Consider the following 19,125-nt stretch of genomic DNA (forward strand, 5'->3'; position numbering starts at 1 on the left):
CAATGCGGGCCATGGTAGCAACGCGCCGCGGATGCGCCGGCCCGGGGGTCCGCCCGCGATACTGCGCGGCTTCCGGAACCTCCCGTAAAATCCGTGACTCCCCATATACACCCCGGCCAGGAGTGCCCATGAAGATCCTCGTTATCGGTTCCGGCGGCCGCGAACACGCCCTGGCCTGGAAGCTGGCGCAGTCGCCGCGCGTGGAGGAGGTCGTGGTCGCCCCGGGCAACGCCGGCACCGCCAGCGAGGCCAGGTGCCGCAACGCCGACGTCGCCGCCGACGACCTGGACGGCCTGCTGGCGCTGGCACAGGACGAAGGTGTCGAGCTGACCGTGGTCGGTCCCGAAGTGCCCCTGGTGGCCGGCGTCGTCGACCGCTTCCGTGCGGCCGGCCAGCGCATCTTCGGGCCAACCGCCGCTGCCGCGCAGCTCGAAGGCAGCAAAGCGTTCGCCAAGGACTTCCTGGCCCGCCACCGGATCCCGACCGCGCACTACGCGGTGTTCACCGAGGCCGACAAGGCACTGGACTACATCCACCAGAAGGGCGCACCGATCGTGATCAAGGCCGACGGCCTGGCGGCCGGCAAGGGCGTGATCGTCGCGACGACCGTGGCCGAGGCCGAGGCGGCGGTCACCGACATGCTGTCCGACTATGCATTCGGCCAGGCCGGTGCGCGGGTGGTGATCGAGGAGTTCCTCGACGGCGAGGAGGCCAGCTTCATCGCGATGGTCGACGGCAGCACCGCACTGCCGATGGCGACCAGCCAGGACCACAAGCGGGTCGGCGACGGCGACACCGGTCCGAATACCGGCGGCATGGGCGCGTACTCCCCGGCACCTGTGGTCACCCCGGCCGTCCACGACCGCATCATGCGCGAGGTGATCGAGCCGACCGTGCGCGGCATGGCCGCCGATGGCGTTCCGTTCACCGGTTTCCTCTATGCCGGCCTGATGATCGACCACAGCGGCGCGCCGAAGGTCATCGAATTCAACGTCCGGTTCGGCGACCCCGAGACCCAGCCGATCATGCTGCGGTTGCAGTCCGACCTGGTCGAACTGGTCGACGCTGCGATCGACGGCAAGCTCGCCGGTCGCCGCGTCGACTGGGATCCGCGCGCCTCGCTCGGCGTGGTGATGGCCGCCGAAGGCTACCCCGGCAAGCCGCGCACCGGCGACGTCATCGGCAGCTGGGACACGCCCGACGTGGACGACGCCAAGGTTTTCCATGCCGGCACGAAGGTCGAGGGCGAACACGTCGTCACCGCCGGCGGCCGCGTGCTGTGCGTCTGCGCGCTGGGCGACAGCGTCGCCGAGGCGCAGAAGAATGCCTATGCCGAGGTCGCCGGGATTTCCTGGCACGGCGAGTTCCACCGCCATGACATCGGCTGGCGCGCGATCGCGCGGGAGCAGGGCGAACCGGTGACGGCGTAAGGCCGGTGCCGGTGCGCGCCGGCACGACCGCCGTCGTCCTGACCTACTGCACGTACACGAGGTAGTCGGTCGCCCCCGGATCATGCCCGAGCTGATGCATCAGGGCCGTGACCTGGCCGCGGTGATGGGTCTGGTGATTGAACATGTGCGCCACCGCGATCCAGGCCGCGTGCTCGCGCCGATCGCCCCGGGAATTGCGATAGCGCATCGTTTCCCCGAGCAGATCGTCCGAAAGCTCCTCGACCCAGTCGGAAATGACCCGGTCGGTCGCGCGCCGCCCGGCGTGCAGCGCTTCGAACCCGGCGTACAGCTGCTGACGCAACGACGAGAATTCGTGCACCAGGTCAGCGCCCTCCAGCGACGACAGCGCGGGGAACGCCGCGGCAAAGCGGCCCAGCCAGATCCGGTCGGCAAGCAGGATGTGGTTCAGTGTCCCGTGGATCGAACCGAAGAAGGCACCCATGTCCTTCTTCCGCTCATCGTCGGTCAGTCCCGAAAGCTGCTCGAACAGCCGCCGGTTGAACTCGCGGTTGTACCGGGCGAATCCCCGGAGCTGATCCTGATGCGTGCTCATATGACCTCTTCCGCGGTGCGACCATGCCCGGGCCTGACCGGTCGCATCGCATGGCAACGACGTGCCAGAGTAGCGCAAAGCATGCGTTCGATGCCTGGGCGGATCCGAATGGGAGGGACTTTCAATTCAACGGGCCCGTGCCGATCCGCGCGGCTTCCTGCCGCTTGCGCGCCCGGAGGATCCTGTTTGCGACGAGCAGGTTCCTGGCCGGCAGGATCAGCCCCGACTCGAACGGGCTCAGCACCAGCGTGGTCACCAGAACCGGAACCACCCCGACAGTGCGCGCCGCCGGGTCGATGCGCCGGCACAACCGGTGAACCCGCACGGTGTAGAACAGCACCGGCGGGACCGTGATGAGCGTGAGCAGTACCGAGGCTTTCAGTCCATCCCCGCTCCACTGGAGCGAAACGAACACGCACATGGCCGCGAACCACGCCACATGCAGAACGTAGGTGCGGATCAGCGCAGTACGCGCTTTTTCCAGCTCACGCCGCAGGTCGTCTCCCATGCACGACCTACTTCCGCAGGATCTTGTCCAGGGCCTTGCCCTTTGCAAGCTCATCAACAAGCTTGTCCAGACAGCGGATCTTCCGCATCAGCGGGTCTTCGACCTCTTCCACGCGTACCACGCACACCACGCCCTTGACGAGCGAGGCCTTCGGATTGAACGACGGCGCCTGGGCGAAGAAAGTCTCCATGTCACTCTCGTTCTCGATCTGATTCCGCAGCTCCGCCGGGCCATAGCCCGTCAGCCAGCAGATGATCCTGTCCACCTCTTCCTTCGTCCGCTTCCTGCGCTCCGCCTTCTGGACATACAACGGGTAAACGCTCGCGAACTTCATGCGGTATATCCGATGCTGGGTCATCGTCGTCCTCCCGTCGATCGAATCTCGATGGGAGCATATCTTCGCAGGTCTCCGCAGAGTGCTCCTGCAGCGCACACCGCATCGGACCTGTTTAAGCGGCACCAGATCGGCCTGGGCACACTCCGCTTGTTCGCCGCACCGGCTTGCCCCCCGCACATGGCGCGCACCAGCCACGGCCGCCGGGTCCGGGCACCCCGGTCCGGTCGCCTGCCCATTCGACCGGCTACACTCCCGCGGAACCGCGTGGAGGCTCCATGACGAAGGACGTGACGGCGCAGCAGGAATCGAACGACGCATTGATGGGGCGCAGGCCGCCGGCCGCCGGCCCCGGACCGGATGCGCCACCCACCCGCAGCCAGTTCGGCCTGCTGAAGCAGCGACGCTTCCTGCCATTCTTCGTGGTGCAGGCGCTGGGCGCGTTCAACGACAACGTGTTCCGCCAGGCGATCATCGGCATGCTGTTCTGGCTCGGCGCCAACAGCGAGGACAAGGCGCTGTACGCGAGCCTGGCGCCGGCGATCTTCATCCTGCCCTACTTCCTGTTCTCCGGGCTCGCCGGCCAGGTCGCGGAGAAGCTGGAGAAGCACCGGCTGATCCGCATCACCACCGCGATGGAGATCGCGATCATGTCGGTGGCGGCAGCCGGCTTCTATCTGCAGAGCCTGCCGGTGCTGCTGGTCGCGTTGTTCTGCACCGGCCTGCAATCGACCCTGTTCGGTCCGGTCAAGTACTCGATCCTGCCGTCGGTGCTGCGCCCGGAGGAGCTGACGGGCGGGAATGGGCTTGTCGAAATGGGCACGTCGATGTCGATCCTGCTCGGCATGATCCTCGGCGGGCTGCTGTTCAAGCTGGCCGGCGATCAGGGACCCTGGGTGACCGGCACGGCGGTGGTCGCATTGGCAGTGACCGGCAACCTGGTCAGCCGGCTGATCCCGCGGGTCGATGCCGGCGCGCCGGACCTGAGGATCAACTGGAATCCGATTCCCGAATCGGTGCACATGCTCAAGCTGGCGCGCAGGCAGCTGGCGGTGCGCAACGCAGTGCTCGGGGTGTCGTGGTTCTGGTTCGTGGGTACCGTGCTGACCTCGCAACTGCCGGCCTATGCCGAGGTTCACCTGGGCGGCGATGCGACGCTGTACATCTTCGCGCTGGCGCTGTTCTCGATCGGCACCGGCGTGGGTTCCCTGCTGTGCGAGAAGCTGTCCGGACGCACCGTCGAGATCGGACTGGTGCCGCTGGGCGCGTTCGGGATGAGCGCCTTCATCCTCGACCTGTATTTCGCCCGCACCGGCGTCGCAACGGCGGCCGGGCTGGACGTGGCCGGCTTCCTGCGTACCGAGGGCAGCTGGCGGATCGTCACCGACCTGCTCGGGATCGGCCTGTTCGCCGGCCTGTTCGTGGTGCCGCTGTTCGCGCTGATCCAGAGCCGTTCGCCGAAGAACGAACTGTCGCGCGTGATCGCCGGCCTCAACATCCAGAACTCGGGCTTCATCGTGCTGGCGGCGATGTCGGCACTGGCAGCGCAGAAGCTGCTGGGCTGGACGATCCCGCAGGTGTTCCTGGCGCTGGCGGTGCTCAACATCCTGGTCGCGATCTGGATCTTCACGATCGTGCCCGAATTCCTGATGAGGTTCCTGAGCTGGCTGCTGGTGCGGGTGCTGTACCGGCTGCGGGTCCGCGGGGTCGAGGCGCACGTACCCGACGAGGGGCCGGCGCTGATCGTCTGCAACCACGTCAGCTACATGGACGCGCTGATCCTGTCGGCCTGCATCCCACGCCCGGTGCGATTCGTCATGTACTACCGGATATTCAACATCCCGGTGATGCGCTGGATCTTCCGCACCGCCAAGGCGATTCCGATCGCCGGCGCGAAGGAGGATCCGGAACTGCTGCGACGCGCCTACGATGAGATCGACGCAGCGCTGGCCGATGGCGAGCTGGTCGGGATCTTCCCCGAGGGCGCGTTGACGCGGGACGGGACGATCGCGCCGTTCAAGGCCGGCGCCGAGCGGATCCTGGAACGGGCGAACGCGCGCGGCCAGACGGTCCCGGTGGTGCCGATGGCGCTGCGCGGGATGTGGGCCAGCATGTGGAGCCGACGCGACTCCCGGCTGGGGCGGATGCGCGTGCCGCGCCGCTTCCGCGCGCATGTGGAGGTGCTGGCCGGAGCGCCGATCGACGGCACCACGGCAACCGCGGCCGGACTCGAGGAACGGGTGCGGGCGATGCGCGGCGACGCCGCGTGATGCCGGTGCAGGGTGTCCGCCCCATCGGGGCACGGCAATCGCAGCGAGCGTGCAGCGGCGCGGCACAGGCAGGGCGCGCTGCCGCCATGATGCTCCTGGTGGAGGTGTCCGCTCCGCAACGGCAATTTCCGCATGGCGCCGGCGGCACCACGACCGGCGCTGCCGGCATCGGCGGATGGCGATGGCCTTGCAGACGCTCCCGCGACCACGGCGATGACGCGAATTTCGCCGGCCGCTGCTAGGATGCGACAGGGGAACGTGCCGGCAGACGGACCGCATCGGCGCACATCGATATCCGTCGTCCGGGTCGCGCATCCGCAGTCGGCCACGACAACGCTTTACCGCAACGCTTTACGTAACCAGCCATCACAATCAGAAGGGGAACACCACCATGAGCATGCCGCCTCCGGTACCGCCCGCCTCGGCGCCGCCGCAACCGGTCCAGAACCACCTCGCCTGGGCGATCGTCTCCACCGTCGTCGCGTTCTGCCTGTGCTGCTTCGTCGGTGCGATTCCGGGCGTGGTCGCGATCGTCTACTCGGCACAGGTCAACAAGAAGCTCAACCTCGGCGACGTGCAGGGCGCGATGCAGGCCTCGGCGAATGCCAAGACCTGGTGCTGGGTCACCACCGGCCTGGCGATCTTCGGCCTGCTGCTGAACGTCTGGGGGTTCATGACCGGCGGCACTGAGCAGTACATGCAGATGATCGAGGAAATGCAGCGGGCCCAGCAGTAACCGATGGCCGCCGCATCCGCCCCGCCCCGTTTCCGCTGGCCGCTGGCCGCCGTCTCCGCGGCGGCCGTGGCCCTGGCCGGTTTCGGGGTGTGGGTGCTGCGCAACTTCGATCCCAATGCGGCGAACAGCCCGTTCATGGGCTGCATCTTCCTCGAGGCCACCGGACTGTACTGCCCCGGCTGCGGCACCACCCGTGCACTGCATGCGCTGGTGCACGGCGACCTCGTCGGAATGGTGGCGATGAACCCGCTGCTACCGGCGCTCGCGGTCGCGCTGCCGCCGATCGTGCTGCACGGCCTGGGCTGGCAGGTGCCGTTGCCAGGCGCGGTGATGCGCACGCTCAACAATCCCAAACTGTGGCTGGTGCTGCTGACCGGCTACTGGATCGCCCGCAACCTGCCGTGGTGGCCGTTCACCTGGCTGGCGCCGGGTTGATCGTCCGTCCCGCTGGAGACTCCCGATGAACGCCCCGCACGGCGAATACGTTCCCAACAACCTGGTCTGGGCGATCCTGACCACCCTGTTCTGCTGCCTGCCGCTGGGCATCGTCTCGATCGTCTACGCGGCCAGGGTCGACGGTCTGCGCGCCGCCGGCAACATTCCCGCCGCACGCGCCGCCGCGGCCAGCGCGCGCAACTGGGCGATCGCGTCGGCGGTCGCCGGGCCGGTACTGATCATGCTGTGGATGATGTTCGCCGGCGGCATGGCCGTGCTGAGTGCGATGTTCAGCGGCGGACACTACTGAGGTCGAAGGCCGCGCGGCATCAGCCAAACGATGGGGCGCGGCTCACGCCGCTGCTACAGGCACGCCTACTGGCACTCCTGCAGACGCGCTGCGGTGGCGGATCAGTTGACGTATCCGGCGATCACGAACAGCGCCAGCACCGCCAGCCAGGCCAGCAGCACGCGCCAGACCAGGCTCATCGCGTCGCGCAGTTCCGGCAGATCGCCGGGCACCGCGGTCACCTCGCCGCCGCCCTCGACCAGGTCCGGCTCGTCGGCATAGTCGCGGGCCTCCTCGGCCAGTTCGGTGCGCACGCTCGCGCGGCCGACCGCTGCGAGGAAGCGGTTGTCGAGCCTGAACGAGGCACCGCCGTTGTCGCGCCAGGCGGCGAGCACGGTATCGAAGTTGCCGACGATCGCCAGCGCCAGCGTCATCAGCTGTGCGACCGGCCATTCCAGCGCCGCCAGCAGGTTGCGGGCACCGAGCACGGTATCGTGCGGCAGGATGCGGGCGAGGCGGCCATGCGCCGCCAGCTCCGTCAGCCGGTACAGCAGCGCGCCGAACGGCCCGAACACGAGGAACCAGGCCAGCACACCGAACCAGCGGCGCAGCGCGTTGCGGAACACCGCGTCGACCAGCGCGCCGCCGTCGAGCGAGACCGCCTCCGGTTCCGACCACAACGGCATCGCCGCGGCCCGACGCGACGCGGTGTCGGGAGCGTCGAGGATCGCCTCGACGTCGACATCCAGATCGCGCGGACCCCAGGTGTAGAACAGCACGACAATCCCCAGCACCAGGCTGGCCAGCCCGAACACGGTGCCCTCGAGCGCGTACTGGAACAATCCGATCAGCAGCAGCGGCGGCGCCAGCGCGAGCACGATGCCCCACCGCCCATGCCACGGACTTTCTTCCTCGAAGCGGGCGTCCAGCCAGTGCAGCCAGTCGCCGTACCAGCCATAGGCACGCACGCTGGCAGCCAGCGAGGGCACCAGGTGACCCAGCACGAGCGCAACGACGGTGGCGATCAGGGTGGTGGACATGCGGCGGCAGGGCTCCAGCGGCGTTGTGCGGACAGCGTGCAGGGCGGCAATGCCGGCGGCATCGCGTCGGTTGATTCTAGCCTGCGCGGTGTGATCGGTTCATGCCGCGCTGCGGCCAGGCACGGGACCACCGCCGCGGATTGCGACGGCGGCCGCTGCGGCGGTCCCGTGGGCGGACCGGTGACCGCGCAGGGCCCGGCTCTCAGGAGCCGGCGCGCTGTCGCTCGGCCAGCCACTGTTCGAGCAGCCAGCGCGAAATCGAGATCGACGGCGACAGCAGCAGCTCTTCGCCGTGGTCCTCGCCCCCCTCCTGCTCGCGCCGGCGGGCGTCGGCGATGCTGTCGGCGTCGAACCAGCGTACGTCCTCCAGCTCCTCGCCCGGACGGGGCTCACCGGTGGCATCGGCGAAGAAGCCGAGCATCAGCGTGCCCGGGAACGGCCACGGCTGCGAAGCGAGATAGCGGCAGCGGCTGATCCGCAGGCCGGTCTCCTCCTCGACCTCGCGCGCGACCGCCTGCTCGAGCGACTCGCCCGGCTCGACGAAACCGGCGATCACCGAATAGCGGCGCGGCGGCCAGCCGGCCTGCCGGCCGAGCAGCAGGCGCTCGCCGTCGCTGACCGCGACGATCACCGCCGGGTCGGTGCGCGGGTAGTGCTCGATGCCGCAGCCGCTGCAGCGGCGCAGCCAACCACCGCGTTCCACCCGGGTCTGTGCGCCGCAACTGCCGCAGTGGCGGTGGCGCTGGTGCCAGTGCTGCATCGCCCGCGCCTGCGCGAACACCGCGGCCTCCTGCATCGGCCACAGCGCGGCGGCCGAACGCACGTCCAGCGTGCCCGCCGCGGTGTACGCGACGAGTTCGGCGTCCAGCGAGAACCAGGCCTGGCCGGCGCCGGTCAGGCCGAGGAAGGTCGCCATCCCGCTGCCGCCGGCGCCGCCGCTGAGCTCGGCGCCCTGCGGCGCGGCCGGCCGGCGCTCGCCGTCGACCAGGGCGCGACCGGTGGAATCGAGCAGCAGCACGCGCGCGCCGTTCCACAACGCATCGAGCGCGGCGTTGTCGTCGCGCAGGTGATCGGCGCGGTCGAGCACCGCCGCGGGCAGCTCACCGGGGACGGTGGGGACGAAGGCGAACGGGGATGCGTCGGTCATCGGGCGGACTTGCGGCTGAACCAACGCCTATTGTCGACGATGACAGCGGTCCTCTCACCCCGAACGGATCCCGCACGAATGGCGCGATCGGGGGACATGAGCCAGGAACCGCCCTTACGGCAAGCCCTCCGCAGCCCGGATCGCCTCAGCCGCGCGGCGTCCGGATCGGGAAAGACCCGGACTCAGGCGGAGAACGAAGAACCGCAACCGCAGGTGGTCTTGGCGTTCGGATTTCGGATCACGAACTGCGCGCCGTGCAGGCTCTCGGTGTAGTCGACCTCGGCGCCCATCAGGTACTGCAGGCTGAGCGGATCGACCAGCAGGGTCACGCCATCGGTCTCGACCGCAAGATCGTCCTCGGCCCGGGCCTCGTCGAACTCGAAGCCGTACTGGAAGCCCGAACAGCCGCCGCCCTGGATGTAGACACGCAGCTTCAACGCCGGATTGCCCTCCTCGGCGATCAGTTCGCGGACCTTGGCGGCGGCCGCCGAGGTGAACGCCAGCGGCCGGTCCAGCGACTGGTAGTCGGGGGCGGCGGCGTTGGCGGTGGGCAGCGGGGTGATGTCCATGCCTTCAGGATGGGGCGTCGCCGTCCCGCATTCAAGCGCGGCGGCGGACTTCAGTTGCGTTCGCCGCCGCCATTGCCTGCAGGAGCGACGTGGGCCTCGCGGATGGCCTCGGCCCAGGTGAACGACTGCTCGACCGCAGCGCCGGAACGCGGCAGCAGCCGCACCATGACCCGCACCGGCGCAAAGCCCTCGGGCAGGAACACGTCGCCTTCGACCTGCTGGAAGTACTTGAACGAGTATTCCAGCCCCGGAGCCTGCTCGCCCTGGCGCAGGCGGTCCCACTCCAGGGTCTCGCGGCGGCCATTGCGGGTGCCCTCGATCACCAGGCTCAGCTGGCCGGTACTGACCGCGCCCCGATTGAGGTTCTGGGTCAGGGTGGTGGTGAAGTGCCAGGCCGTGTCGCTCTGCGGCTGCATCCGGATCGCATGCACGCTGAGTCCGCGACGCTGGCCGGTGGCGCCGACCAGGCGCTCGTAGAAGGCGACATCGGCGCGCAGGCCGGCGATCTCCTCGTCGCGTTCGGCCAGCGTGTTCTGGACGTCGCGGTTGGCGTCGCGACTGATCTGGTCGGAGCGGCTCAGGGTCGCGACCTGCTGCTGCAGTTCGTCGACCTGCACCTGCAGCCGGTCGCGCTGGGCTTCGCTGGCGGTCAGTCGGCTGCGGATGTCGTCCGAGACCGGCGACAACACCCGCCACAGGCCCCAGCCCCCGAACAGCAGCGACAGCACCACCGCGGCCAGCAGCGCCCAGCGTGCGCGCCGCCAACGCGGATCCGGCGGCCCTGGCTCGGCAGCGGGCGCCGCGGCATCGCCGGTATCGGCGGCCGTGTCGGGATGCGTGGGCTCGTCCATCGTCACCGATATAGAAGCCGGGCCGGACCGCGTCAACCCAACCGATGGCCGGGTCGACGGTCGCGGTTCACGCACGCGTGTCGCCGCCGCACGCACCGTGGCGCGGGAGGCAGGTTCGATTCAGGCGGCTTCGACGAACTCGCCGCGCGCCGGGGCGGCGACCTGCTCGGCGAGGGTGCTTCCGGCGTGCAGGCTGTCGGCATGGATCAGGCGGCCGGTCAGGGTCGAACCGGCACACATCTCCACCACCTTGTAGTGGACATTGCCCTGCACCCGCGCCTTAGACGCGAGCTCGACGCGCTCGGCCGCATAGACGTCCCCCGTCAGCGCACCGTTGATCACCACCACAGGCGCATGCACCTCGCCTTCGATGACTCCGCCCTCGGCCAGGGTCAGGGTGGCCTTCTGCCCCTCCTGGGCGACGATCTTGCCGATCACCCGGCCCTCGATGTACAGGCCCCCGCTGAATTCCAGATCGCCGCGGAACACGACCTGCGCACCGATCAAGGTGTCGACCTGGCCGCCTTCGATGTGGGCGGGTTTGTTCTTGAACATGCTTACGGTTCCCCTTGGATGAGATCGTTGGCGCCGGTGGCACCGGCCACGGCGGTCGCCGCCGTCGCGTTTTCCGGCTCGCGTCCCTGCCAGGCGAGGGTCTGGTCGACCGAACCGCTCTCGCCTCGCAGCCGCACCTTCACCCGCTGCGGAGTGAAGCCCTGCGGCAGCATCACGCTGCCGGCGAGCTGCTGGAAGTAGCGGAACGAGTACGGCTGACCCGGAGCGCCGGAGGTCTGGTGCAACGCATCCCAGTCGATCGCCGCCAGCTTGCCCTCGCGCACGCCCTCGATCGCGAACTTCAGCCGCCCCTCGCTGACCGCGCCGCGGTTGAGGTTCTGGGTCAGCACGATCTCGTAGCGCCAGCTGCCGGCCGCCTCGCGGGTGAACTGCGAGGAATGCACGTTCAGGCCCTTGCGGGGCGTCGTGGCCCCAACCAGTCGTTCATAGAACGCAACGTCCTCGCGCAGCCCTGCGATCTCCTCCTCGCGTTCGGCGAGGCTGCGCTGCACCTGCTTGTTGGCGGCGCGGGTGATCTGATCGGACTTCTCCAGGATCTCGGTGCGCTGACGCAGGGTCTCCAGTTCGCCCTGCTGGCGCTTGAGCCGGCCGCGGGCCTCGGTCAGCTCGCGGCTGAGCTCGGGCAGCCGCGGAGCCGCCAGTTGCTGCGACCAGCGCCATGCGACCGCGACCGAACCCAGCCATGCCAGCACCAGCAGCGTCCAGATCAGCGGCCGGCGATCCGGACCCTGCTGGACGATGCGGTAACGCGGTGGCGGCGTATTCCTCGGTGACGGACTCATGCGCTGGGTTCGGAGATGCCGGGCCGGCCGACGTTCGTGGGCGGATCGTCACGCGGCTGACCCTATACTTAATCGTCATTCTAGCGGCGCGACGACGATGACTGATGCGCACCTGTTCGCAATTGGCGTGGTTCTGGCCTGGCTGGCCGGGGTTCGTGCCTATCTGACCGTGTTCGGAGTCGGGCTGGCAGGCGCGCTGGGCTGGCTCGACCTGCCCGAGGCCCTGCAGGCGACGCAGTCGCCGTGGGTGCTGGGAGTGTCGGGCGCCCTGGCGCTGACGGAGTTCTTCGCCGACAAGATCCCCGGCGTGGACTCGGGCTGGGACCTGTTGCAGACCCTGGCGCGGGTGCCGGCCGGCGCGTTCCTGGCCGCCGCCACGCTGTCGTCCGACGGCGAGCTCGGCGCCGGCGCGCTGGCCACGGGCGCCGGAGTGGCGCTGGCCAGCCATGCGCTGAAGTCGGGCACTCGGATCATGCTGAACACTTCGCCCGAACCGGTCACCAACTGGACCGCGTCGGTCGGCGAGGACGTCGCCGTGGTCGGCGCGCTGGCGCTGGTGTTCGCCTATCCGTGGCTGACCCTGGCCGTGGTGCTGCTGTTCAGCCTCGGCATCGCGCTGTCGATCTGGTGGGTATGGCGCAAGCTCTTCAGGCGCGCGCCCAAGCCGGCCTGACGGCGGTTCCGGGCGTCCTCCAGGCTCACGCGCGGAAGCGGCGCGGGGCGCGACGGACTTCTTCGGGAGAATCTCGTCGCAGCCTACGCCGCTTCCTCTTTGAGCTCCGCGGCAGGTGCGGGCATACCGCGGCCCCGCCTCAGCTCTCCATCTTCATCGCCAGGTAGTTCTGCTCGCCGACGCGCTCGATCAGCGCGAGCTGGGTCTCGATCCAGTCGATGTGTTCCTCCTCGGAGTCGAGGATGTGGGCGAACAGGTCGCGGCTAACGTAATCGGACACGCTCTCGCAGTGCGCGATCGCCTCGCGCAGCAGTGGTACCGCCTCCAGCTCCAGCGCGAGGTCGCAGTTGAGCAGCTCGCGCGGGTTCTCGCCGATGCGCAGCTTCCCCAGCGCCTGGAAGTTGGGCAGCCCGTCGAGGAACAGGATGCGCTCCGAAAGCTTGTCGGCATGCTTCATCTCGTCGATCGACTCGTGGTACTCGTGTTCGGCGAGTTCCTTGAGTCCCCAGTTCTTCAGCATCTTGGCGTGCAGGAAGTACTGGTTGATCGCGGTCAGCTCGTTGTAGAGCGCCTTGTTGAGGAATTCGATGACCTTGGCGTCACCCTTCATGGTCGAGCTCCGTGCGAAAACTATGGCGGCACTCTAGCGCTTGCCGGACAGGCGTGACGGAACGCGAATCGGCCGCAGCCGCACTCGCGAATCAGTTTCAACGATGAAGGAATCGCGGCGCCGGTGAGGCGCGGGGCTCAGGCGGCGTGGGCCAGCACCGGCAGCGGCAGGTCGCGGACCGGGCGATGGGCCTCGAGCAGTTCGGCGGCGAGATCCAGACAGCTGCCGCAGTTGGCGCCGGCACCGGTCCGCATGGTCAGCTCCGGCACGCTGCCGCAGCCGGCTTCGGCCGCTTCGCGGATGTCGTGATCGGTGACCCCGTTGCAGATGCAGACGTACATGATGGCGTGTGGTGGCGTGGCGGGCACTGTCGCAGCCGGATTGGCCGCATCCGCATTCCACTACGAATGAGAATGATTGTCAATCGACGCAGATCGGGTTCCCGAAAAGCCCGGGCGGCGCCAGGCCGGCCCGCGCTACTTGTGCCGGTGACCGCGACCGCCGTCCCCGCCGGCGGCCTCGCGCGACCTCGGCCTGGCGCGATTGCGGCTCCAGCCGGCCGTCCGCGGGTCGCCCTCCTTCGGCGGCACCGCCTGGACCCCGGCCACCTTGCGGGCGAACGGCGCCAGGTGCCCCAGTGCGCGGGCGTAGACGCCGCGCTTGAACATCACCACGTGCTCGAGCGGGTACCAGAAGTCGACCCAGCGCCAGTGGTCGAACTCGGGTTTGTCGGTCAGGTCCAGGCGCAGGTGCGATTCCTCGCCGAGCAGCCGCAACAGGAACCAGACCTGCTTCTGGCCGACACAGACCAGGCGGTCGTTGCGGCGGATCGCCCGCTGCGGCAGCCGGTAACGCAGCCAGCCCGGAGTGACGCCCAGCACCTCGACATGTTCGGGAAGCAGGCCCGTTTCTTCGCGCAGTTCGCGATACATGGCCTCGATCGGCGTTTCGTCGCTGTTCATCCCGCCTTGCGGGAACTGCCAGCCATCGCGGCGAACCCGGCGGGCCCAGAACAGCCGGCCGTCCGGCCGCATCAGGACGATGCCTACATTGGGTCTATAGCCGTCCGGATCGATCACGATGCGGACTCCCTGAATTACTGACTTGCGTCACTGCCACCGACTCTGCCACGCACCCGGCGGCGCCACAAGCCGCCGCGCGATGCCCGGCGGGGCAATTGACAGGCCGCGCACTTGCGTGAAAAATTCGCGGTTCACCCCGTGGCTATGTAGCTCAGCCGGTTAGAGCACAGCACTCATAATGCTGGGGTCGGTGGTTCGAGTCCACCCATAGCCACCAGATTCCGCCGCAAAAACAATGCGTTAGCCGGCGAAAGCCCAGCTTCGAAACAGGCTTTCTTGCGGCGGTACCGGGTGTCATCGGAATCGGCGAACCTGCTGAATTGCCTCTGACGTGCCATTACGGTCACTTGGGCGGCCAGGCCTGGGGCGGCATCTGTCGTCCGCGAGTGTCTGCTGGACAGGGTAGCCCCGAGCTCGACTGGTCGCGCTGGGCAGTCTTGCCAAGCTGCCACGTGGAGACAAGCACTCCCTCAAGTCGCTCCCATGAAACGGCCTCCGCCGATCGCCATGCTGACCCCGTGTCCAGCACCCGGCCGCGAGCTGGATCCAGAACGCAGCTGATGTGTTGGGAAGGCTCGCGCGCGAAGTCGAATGTGCCGGCGGGCATATTTCCGCACCCGATCCATTCCGTTGAAGAAACCGGTCCTGGAGCGGGACGCTGCATGGCATGGCGGCCGGAACCAGGAAGAACAGCCGGAACGTGGAAGATCCGAGCGTCGAAGGCCAATTTCGGAAAGCAGACGATTCCTGGCCCTGCGAAAAGCGGTATCGATGGTGCCGGGGGTTGCCGATCGCGGATCGAGACGCCGCGCCCGGTCGAACTCAGTCGCTGATGCGGACTGTGAGCCGCCGGAAGATGCTACGCCTCGAACTTGCTGTCAATGCACCGCGGTGCGCAGCGCATCACCGAGCTCGCGGGTACCGCCGGGGGCATGAGCGTCGAGCAACATCGCCACGACTTTTCGATTGCCCCTAAACGGCTTCCGCCCGTGGGCCATCTGCATGTTGTCCAACAGCATCACATCGCCAACTCGCCACGGAAAGCTCATCTCGGCCGCCTTGAATGCCTCGCGCACCGCCTGCAGGTCGGCTGCCGGAATTTCGCTGCCGTCGCCATAGAACGTGTTGCGCGGGACGCGATCGCCATACATCGTTCGCAACGAGCGCACCACGTCCGCAGGCAGGTTTGAGATATGGAACAGATGCGCCTGGTTGAAAAACACGCGCTCGCCGGTTACAGGGTGTGTGGCCAACCCCTGATTGGTCTGCACGGTACGAAGCGTGTTGCCGTCGAGCCAGTCGTGCTCGATCCCGTTGCGTACGCAGAAATCCGCCAGCTCATTGCGGTCCGATGTCTGGAAGACCGTTTCCCATGGGATGTCGACATAGGGTCGATAGTGGCGTACGTAGCGCACGCCAAGGCGGTAGAACCGCTCTATCAGCGCGGGATCCAGTGAAGCGGTGACCTTGCGCACATCGGCAATCTGGGTTGCGCCACCGCTATCGGGGGCGACCAGGCAACAGAACGCAATCTTCCGCGGCCAGGCGCGCTGATAGGCATTCTCGCAATGCAATGCGATTTCCTGGTCCGGCGGATATTCGGTAGTGGTGAATACCCCTTTGCCCAGCGAGGTTCTCGGCGTGGAGCGATAGGTGTACTCCAGCGCATTCGGGGAGATCGCGGCGCCGGCCCGCTCGAAGTCCTCGACCGAGGCGACGTCGAAACCCCGGAACAGCAATGCGCCATGCTCAAGCAGCGATGCCTCGATGTGCGCGGAATGCGCCGAGACGAATGCCGCGAGATCGCGCTCGCCTTCGGGCTCGAAGGTGAGCGGGCCGCGCTGGCCCGGGATCAGAAGACGTTGGTTGAAGTCGGACATTGTGGGCGTTCCTGTTGTGCCGGGCAGACGCGGCGGGCGTCGAGGATCAGAAGCGGTAGCGGACCTTCACGAGCACCTGGTCGGAGTCGCGCAGACTCAGCGCATCATCGAGCAGGTCGGAGAGGCCGGGGTCCTCGCGATCGAAGCGGGACTCGCCGCCTCGCGAGTACGCCAGGTACACGTCCGACTGCGGGCCGATCAGGTAGCGATAACGCAGTTGCAGGCCAAAGCTGTTGATGTCGAAGTCTTCCAGCTCCGCCCCGGTCGCCCGCATGTCGCCGGATGGATCCAGGACATAGGCCGTCCCGTCGCTGGCTCGGATCGCAACCCACTCGGACTTCAGGCGCAGCTCGTGGCGCAGGCCCGGAAACCAGCTCAGACCGAGACGTATCGAATCGCCCCGGCGCGAGTAGCGGCCAAAGTCCGTACCGCCCTCCCATATGAGCCAGTCTCCTGTCCGCTCGGGACCGAGGGTCAGCGAAGCGTTGAAAGCGTCGCTGGGGAACCAGTCCGCCCAGAGCTCCAGCTCCCTCCCGGTCTCCGCCGACAGCCCGGTCGCCATCGCGGTGAATCCGGCACCGAAGGCCCAGTCACCATACCGGCGGCTTGCGAACTCGACTTCGGTCCGGTTGCGCGCCGATCGCCGCCACAACCCGTTGCCGCGCGAAATCAGGTCCTCCCACCCGTCGGTGAAGCGGCTGTAGTTGGCGTTGATCCTGTTGCCGTTCCTGAAGCTGTAGTTGTTGACCAGCACGTATGAGCCGGGCAGGCGGTCGCCGAAATCGTTCTCGCGGGACATCGCCTGCAACTGCAGGCGCGTGCTGCCCAATGGCGAGTCCTCGTCCCGGAACCGGTGCGTGTAGGCGACCGATCCCCGCTGCTCGCTCAGATTGTTGCGACGCATGAATCCAAGATCGTTGAAGTTCAGGTCGCGGCCGAAATGGGTGGCCTCCAGCCGGTAGGCCCACGCGCTGGTCGGCGTCCAGTTCATGCGCAGCCAATACCCGGTGTCGTCGTACTCCAGCCCCTGCTGGTCCACCGAAGTACCCAGCCACTGGGCGTTGAACAGCAAGGTATCGGTCGGACGCCACAGCATGTCGAGCTCGTTGACACGGGCGCTGCGATCCAGGAACGGCCGATCGACGAATGTTCCCAGCCAGCCGATATTGAGCCGTTCGCTCACCGGATACAGCAGACGGGCGGCATAGAAGTCGCGGCCGGCGGCGTCATCCTCGACCGCGGCCATCACTCCGTAGCTGACGTTGCCGAAGGAGCCATTGAGCTTGAGGGCGGCATTGATGTCGCTGATCCCGGAACCGTCATCCGCTTCCGCACCGATGCGCCTGGTATGCACGAGCCGGCTGGAGTCTCCGGTACGCACATCGAACAGACTCTGATTCTCGGTAAAGAACGGACGCCTGTCGCTGAAGAAGACCTCGATCGCGTCGAAGTTGATGACGATGTCATCCGCCTCGACCTGGCCGAAGTCCGGATTCACCGTCGCGCTGAGCTGGAAGTTCGGGGACGGCTTCCAGAACATGTCGACACCGGCCTTGTAGCGTGTCCTGCCCTCTATCAGATCGGTACTGGCGGTGACGTAGGGCCAATAGTGGAACAGGGCCTTGCGATACTGCGGGACCTCGACGCGCTCGAAGGCGGAAAGGAAGCTGCCGTTCTCCGTGGTCACTGCGGGGAACGCGGCACGCTCTCCAGTGCCGCCGAACTGTCGACTGAAGTAGACCGTCATCTCCCGCGCCTGGGTATCGGTGCCGCGCATCGGCGCCACCGTCCACGGGATCTGCATCTCCACCTGCCAGTCCTCTTCGGTCTCCGACACCGCCCAGCTCCAGTCGGTGTCCCAGTCGTATCCGATCACGTTCTCGTTGGACACCACGCCGTCCTGGATCGAACCGGACAGACTGACGGTGAAACTGTAGGCCGTGTTCCCATCGCCGTTGAAATCGACGATGAAGTTCACGCTGTCGACCGGGTTGCCGTTGTCGCGTTCCAATCTGGGCTTGACCCGCTGCACACCCGGCTCCTGCTGCAGCCGGAAGCCGACCACGATGCCGTCCGGAGTCGACAGCAGACGGGCTTCGGTCGCCAGACCGGTGTCCGGCGTGGTCAGCTGGAACGGTTCGGTCAGCCTGAAGTCGTCGTAGCGGGCCGCCTGCGCCCATTCGGGCTCATCCAGCTTTCCATCGATGACGATGGCGGCGTTGGCGGGTGCGACCGCACCCAGGAACAGTACTGCGGCAACGGCGCCGCTCAGTTGCGAAACGCAACATCCGACATTCATTCGGTGAATCCTCGAAATGTTCAATGAGACGCGCGGATCCCGGTCCGCGCAAAACAGGTGCGAAAGAGTCAATTGACGGACAGATAGGCCAGGGTCTTGCGCTCGCCCTTGAAGGGTTCGCGGCCATGCATCATCAACAGGTTGTCTATCACCAGAACGTCGCCGTGCTTCCAGTCGAACAGCAGCTTGTTGTCGTTCATCGCCTTGCGCACCGCAGCCATGTCCCGGTCGTCGAGCGGTGCTCCGTCGCCGTACTCGCACTCATGGGGAAGATTGCCGCTCCCGACCATCTTCTCGAACATCTCGCGCAGCGCCGGATCGAGCGCTGACCGGTGCCACTGTTCGGCCTGGTTGAACCACACGTCCTGGCCGGTGACCGGATGCGCCACGAAGGCGTCGCGCACGGTGGACACGCGCAGACCGCCATCGGCACGCCATTCGCAGGTCGACCCCTGCCCGGCAACGATCTCCTCCACCTCTTCCCGGCTATCGGTCTGATAGGTGGCCTGCCAGGTCTTGCCCAGCGGAAGTCCGGCGTGGAAGTTGCGGATGTACCTGATCTTGCGGTCGCGCATCTTCGAGACGACCTCGTCTGGGACGGCCTCCAGCACATCGACGCTGTGGGCCAAGGACGTCTGCCCACCGGAGATGGCGGGAATCAGGCTGTAGAAGAACAGGCGGCTCGGCCACGAGGGCAGGTACGACATCTCGTTGTGAAGACTGATCGTCTCGGTCGCCGGATACTCGGTCGAGGTGTAAACCTCGGGCAGCACCCGCGTACGCGGCGAGTTGCCGCCCACGTAGTCGAAGCTCACCGCACCCAGGTGGCGGGTGCATTCCCTGAAATCCTCGACCGTCTTCACTTCGAACCCGCGGAACAGCAACCCGCCGTGGCGCAACAGCGACTGCTGCAGCCCATCGCGATTCGCCTCCAGGTAGGCGCCCAGCGCGACGAGGCTGTTGTCGCCGTCCGGCGTCATCACGAGCGGGTGATGCGGGGTGGGGGAAAATAACGGGGTCGATTTCATCCTGCAGTCCTT

Annotated in this window: 21 protein-coding genes and 1 tRNA gene; 7 read left to right on the forward strand and 15 right to left on the reverse strand. The window is 67.3% G+C overall.

Going from position 1 to position 19,125, the window contains the following annotated elements:
* Positions 1 to 128: 128 nt before the first annotated feature.
* Complete coding sequence (purD, locus tag L3V18_RS16060; protein WP_237056246.1) at positions 129 to 1,430, forward strand: phosphoribosylamine--glycine ligase; 1,302 nt, start codon at positions 129 to 131, stop codon at positions 1,428 to 1,430.
* Positions 1,431 to 1,473: 43 nt separating this feature from the next.
* Here purD and L3V18_RS16065 read toward each other — a convergent pair whose 3' ends face one another.
* From L3V18_RS16065 to L3V18_RS16075, 3 genes are all read right to left on the reverse strand, one after another.
* Positions 1,474 to 2,004, reverse strand: a complete 531-nt coding sequence (locus tag L3V18_RS16065) for a DinB family protein (protein WP_237056248.1) — start codon at positions 2,002 to 2,004, stop codon at positions 1,474 to 1,476.
* Between the two features lie 121 nt (positions 2,005 to 2,125).
* Positions 2,126 to 2,512 (reverse strand): hypothetical protein, encoded by a 387-nt coding sequence (locus L3V18_RS16070; protein WP_237056250.1) that lies wholly within the window; start codon positions 2,510 to 2,512, stop codon positions 2,126 to 2,128.
* A 7-nt stretch (positions 2,513 to 2,519) separates the two neighbouring features.
* Entirely contained in the window at positions 2,520 to 2,846 is a 327-nt protein-coding gene (locus tag L3V18_RS16075; RefSeq protein ID WP_237056252.1) for a DUF2200 family protein, read from the reverse strand.
* Between the two features lie 323 nt (positions 2,847 to 3,169).
* On the opposite strand from L3V18_RS16075, the gene L3V18_RS16080 reads away from it, so the two are divergent.
* The 4 genes from L3V18_RS16080 to L3V18_RS16095 all read left to right on the forward strand — a co-directional run bounded on the left by L3V18_RS16080 (position 3,170) and on the right by L3V18_RS16095 (position 6,597).
* Entirely contained in the window at positions 3,170 to 5,116 is a 1,947-nt protein-coding gene (locus L3V18_RS16080; RefSeq protein ID WP_237056291.1) for an MFS transporter, read from the forward strand.
* Positions 5,117 to 5,507: 391 nt separating this feature from the next.
* Entirely contained in the window at positions 5,508 to 5,852 is a 345-nt protein-coding gene (locus L3V18_RS16085) for a CD225/dispanin family protein (protein ID WP_237056254.1), read from the forward strand.
* 3 nt (positions 5,853 to 5,855) lie between these two features.
* Positions 5,856 to 6,287: a DUF2752 domain-containing protein gene (locus tag L3V18_RS16090; RefSeq protein ID WP_237056256.1), complete on the forward strand. Its 432-nt coding sequence runs from the start codon at positions 5,856 to 5,858 to the stop codon at positions 6,285 to 6,287.
* Between the two features lie 25 nt (positions 6,288 to 6,312).
* Entirely contained in the window at positions 6,313 to 6,597 is a 285-nt protein-coding gene (locus L3V18_RS16095) for a CD225/dispanin family protein (RefSeq protein ID WP_237056258.1), read from the forward strand.
* A gap of 101 nt (positions 6,598 to 6,698) precedes the next feature.
* Here the strand turns inward: L3V18_RS16095 and L3V18_RS16100 are convergent, their stop codons facing one another.
* The 6 genes from L3V18_RS16100 to L3V18_RS16125 all read right to left on the reverse strand — a co-directional run bounded on the left by L3V18_RS16100 (position 6,699) and on the right by L3V18_RS16125 (position 11,541).
* On the reverse strand, positions 6,699 to 7,616 hold the full coding sequence (locus L3V18_RS16100; RefSeq protein ID WP_237056260.1) for a hypothetical protein: 918 nt from the start codon (positions 7,614 to 7,616) through the stop codon (positions 6,699 to 6,701).
* Positions 7,617 to 7,818: 202 nt separating this feature from the next.
* Positions 7,819 to 8,763 carry an NAD(+) diphosphatase gene (nudC, locus tag L3V18_RS16105; protein ID WP_237056262.1) on the reverse strand — a complete coding sequence of 315 codons (945 nt, stop codon included), beginning with the start codon at positions 8,761 to 8,763 and terminating at the stop codon, positions 7,819 to 7,821.
* A gap of 182 nt (positions 8,764 to 8,945) precedes the next feature.
* Positions 8,946 to 9,332, reverse strand: a complete 387-nt coding sequence (erpA, locus tag L3V18_RS16110; protein WP_237056264.1) for an iron-sulfur cluster insertion protein ErpA — start codon at positions 9,330 to 9,332, stop codon at positions 8,946 to 8,948.
* Between the two features lie 50 nt (positions 9,333 to 9,382).
* The gene (locus tag L3V18_RS16115; protein WP_237056266.1) at positions 9,383 to 10,183 is read right to left on the reverse strand and encodes a DUF6776 family protein; all 801 of its coding nucleotides are present in this window, start codon (positions 10,181 to 10,183) and stop codon (positions 9,383 to 9,385) included.
* A gap of 120 nt (positions 10,184 to 10,303) precedes the next feature.
* Positions 10,304 to 10,738 carry a bactofilin family protein gene (locus tag L3V18_RS16120; RefSeq protein ID WP_237056268.1) on the reverse strand — a complete coding sequence of 145 codons (435 nt, stop codon included), beginning with the start codon at positions 10,736 to 10,738 and terminating at the stop codon, positions 10,304 to 10,306.
* Between the two features lie 2 nt (positions 10,739 to 10,740).
* The gene (locus L3V18_RS16125; RefSeq protein WP_237056270.1) at positions 10,741 to 11,541 is read right to left on the reverse strand and encodes a DUF6776 family protein; all 801 of its coding nucleotides are present in this window, start codon (positions 11,539 to 11,541) and stop codon (positions 10,741 to 10,743) included.
* A gap of 97 nt (positions 11,542 to 11,638) precedes the next feature.
* Here L3V18_RS16125 and L3V18_RS16130 point away from each other — a divergent pair, with 97 nt between their 5' ends.
* Positions 11,639 to 12,214, forward strand: a complete 576-nt coding sequence (locus L3V18_RS16130; RefSeq protein ID WP_237056272.1) for a DUF4126 domain-containing protein — start codon at positions 11,639 to 11,641, stop codon at positions 12,212 to 12,214.
* A 139-nt stretch (positions 12,215 to 12,353) separates the two neighbouring features.
* On the opposite strand, the gene bfr is transcribed toward L3V18_RS16130, so the two are convergent.
* From bfr to L3V18_RS16145, 3 genes are all read right to left on the reverse strand, one after another.
* A complete protein-coding gene (gene bfr / locus L3V18_RS16135) occupies positions 12,354 to 12,824 on the reverse strand; it encodes a bacterioferritin (protein ID WP_237056273.1) in 471 nt (156 codons plus the stop codon).
* Between the two features lie 137 nt (positions 12,825 to 12,961).
* Positions 12,962 to 13,165 carry a (2Fe-2S)-binding protein gene (locus L3V18_RS16140; protein WP_237056275.1) on the reverse strand — a complete coding sequence of 68 codons (204 nt, stop codon included), beginning with the start codon at positions 13,163 to 13,165 and terminating at the stop codon, positions 12,962 to 12,964.
* Positions 13,166 to 13,300: 135 nt separating this feature from the next.
* On the reverse strand, positions 13,301 to 13,903 hold the full coding sequence (locus L3V18_RS16145; RefSeq protein ID WP_237056277.1) for an RNA pyrophosphohydrolase: 603 nt from the start codon (positions 13,901 to 13,903) through the stop codon (positions 13,301 to 13,303).
* Positions 13,904 to 14,046: 143 nt separating this feature from the next.
* Between L3V18_RS16145 and L3V18_RS16150 the strand changes: the two genes are divergently transcribed.
* Positions 14,047 to 14,123: transfer RNA gene (locus L3V18_RS16150), tRNA-Met, on the forward strand.
* Positions 14,124 to 14,784: 661 nt separating this feature from the next.
* Here L3V18_RS16150 and L3V18_RS16155 read toward each other — a convergent pair.
* From L3V18_RS16155 to L3V18_RS16165, 3 genes are all read right to left on the reverse strand, one after another.
* Positions 14,785 to 15,786 (reverse strand): TauD/TfdA family dioxygenase, encoded by a 1,002-nt coding sequence (locus tag L3V18_RS16155; RefSeq protein WP_237056279.1) that lies wholly within the window; start codon positions 15,784 to 15,786, stop codon positions 14,785 to 14,787.
* Positions 15,787 to 15,832: 46 nt separating this feature from the next.
* A complete protein-coding gene (locus L3V18_RS16160; RefSeq protein ID WP_237056281.1) occupies positions 15,833 to 18,085 on the reverse strand; it encodes a DUF5916 domain-containing protein in 2,253 nt (750 codons plus the stop codon).
* 68 nt (positions 18,086 to 18,153) lie between these two features.
* Entirely contained in the window at positions 18,154 to 19,113 is a 960-nt protein-coding gene (locus L3V18_RS16165) for a TauD/TfdA family dioxygenase (RefSeq protein WP_237056283.1), read from the reverse strand.
* Positions 19,114 to 19,125 lie beyond the last annotated feature (12 nt).

It is taken from the genome of Marilutibacter chinensis (assembly GCF_021725675.1).
GTDB classification, from domain to species: domain Bacteria; phylum Pseudomonadota; class Gammaproteobacteria; order Xanthomonadales; family Xanthomonadaceae; genus Marilutibacter; species Marilutibacter chinensis.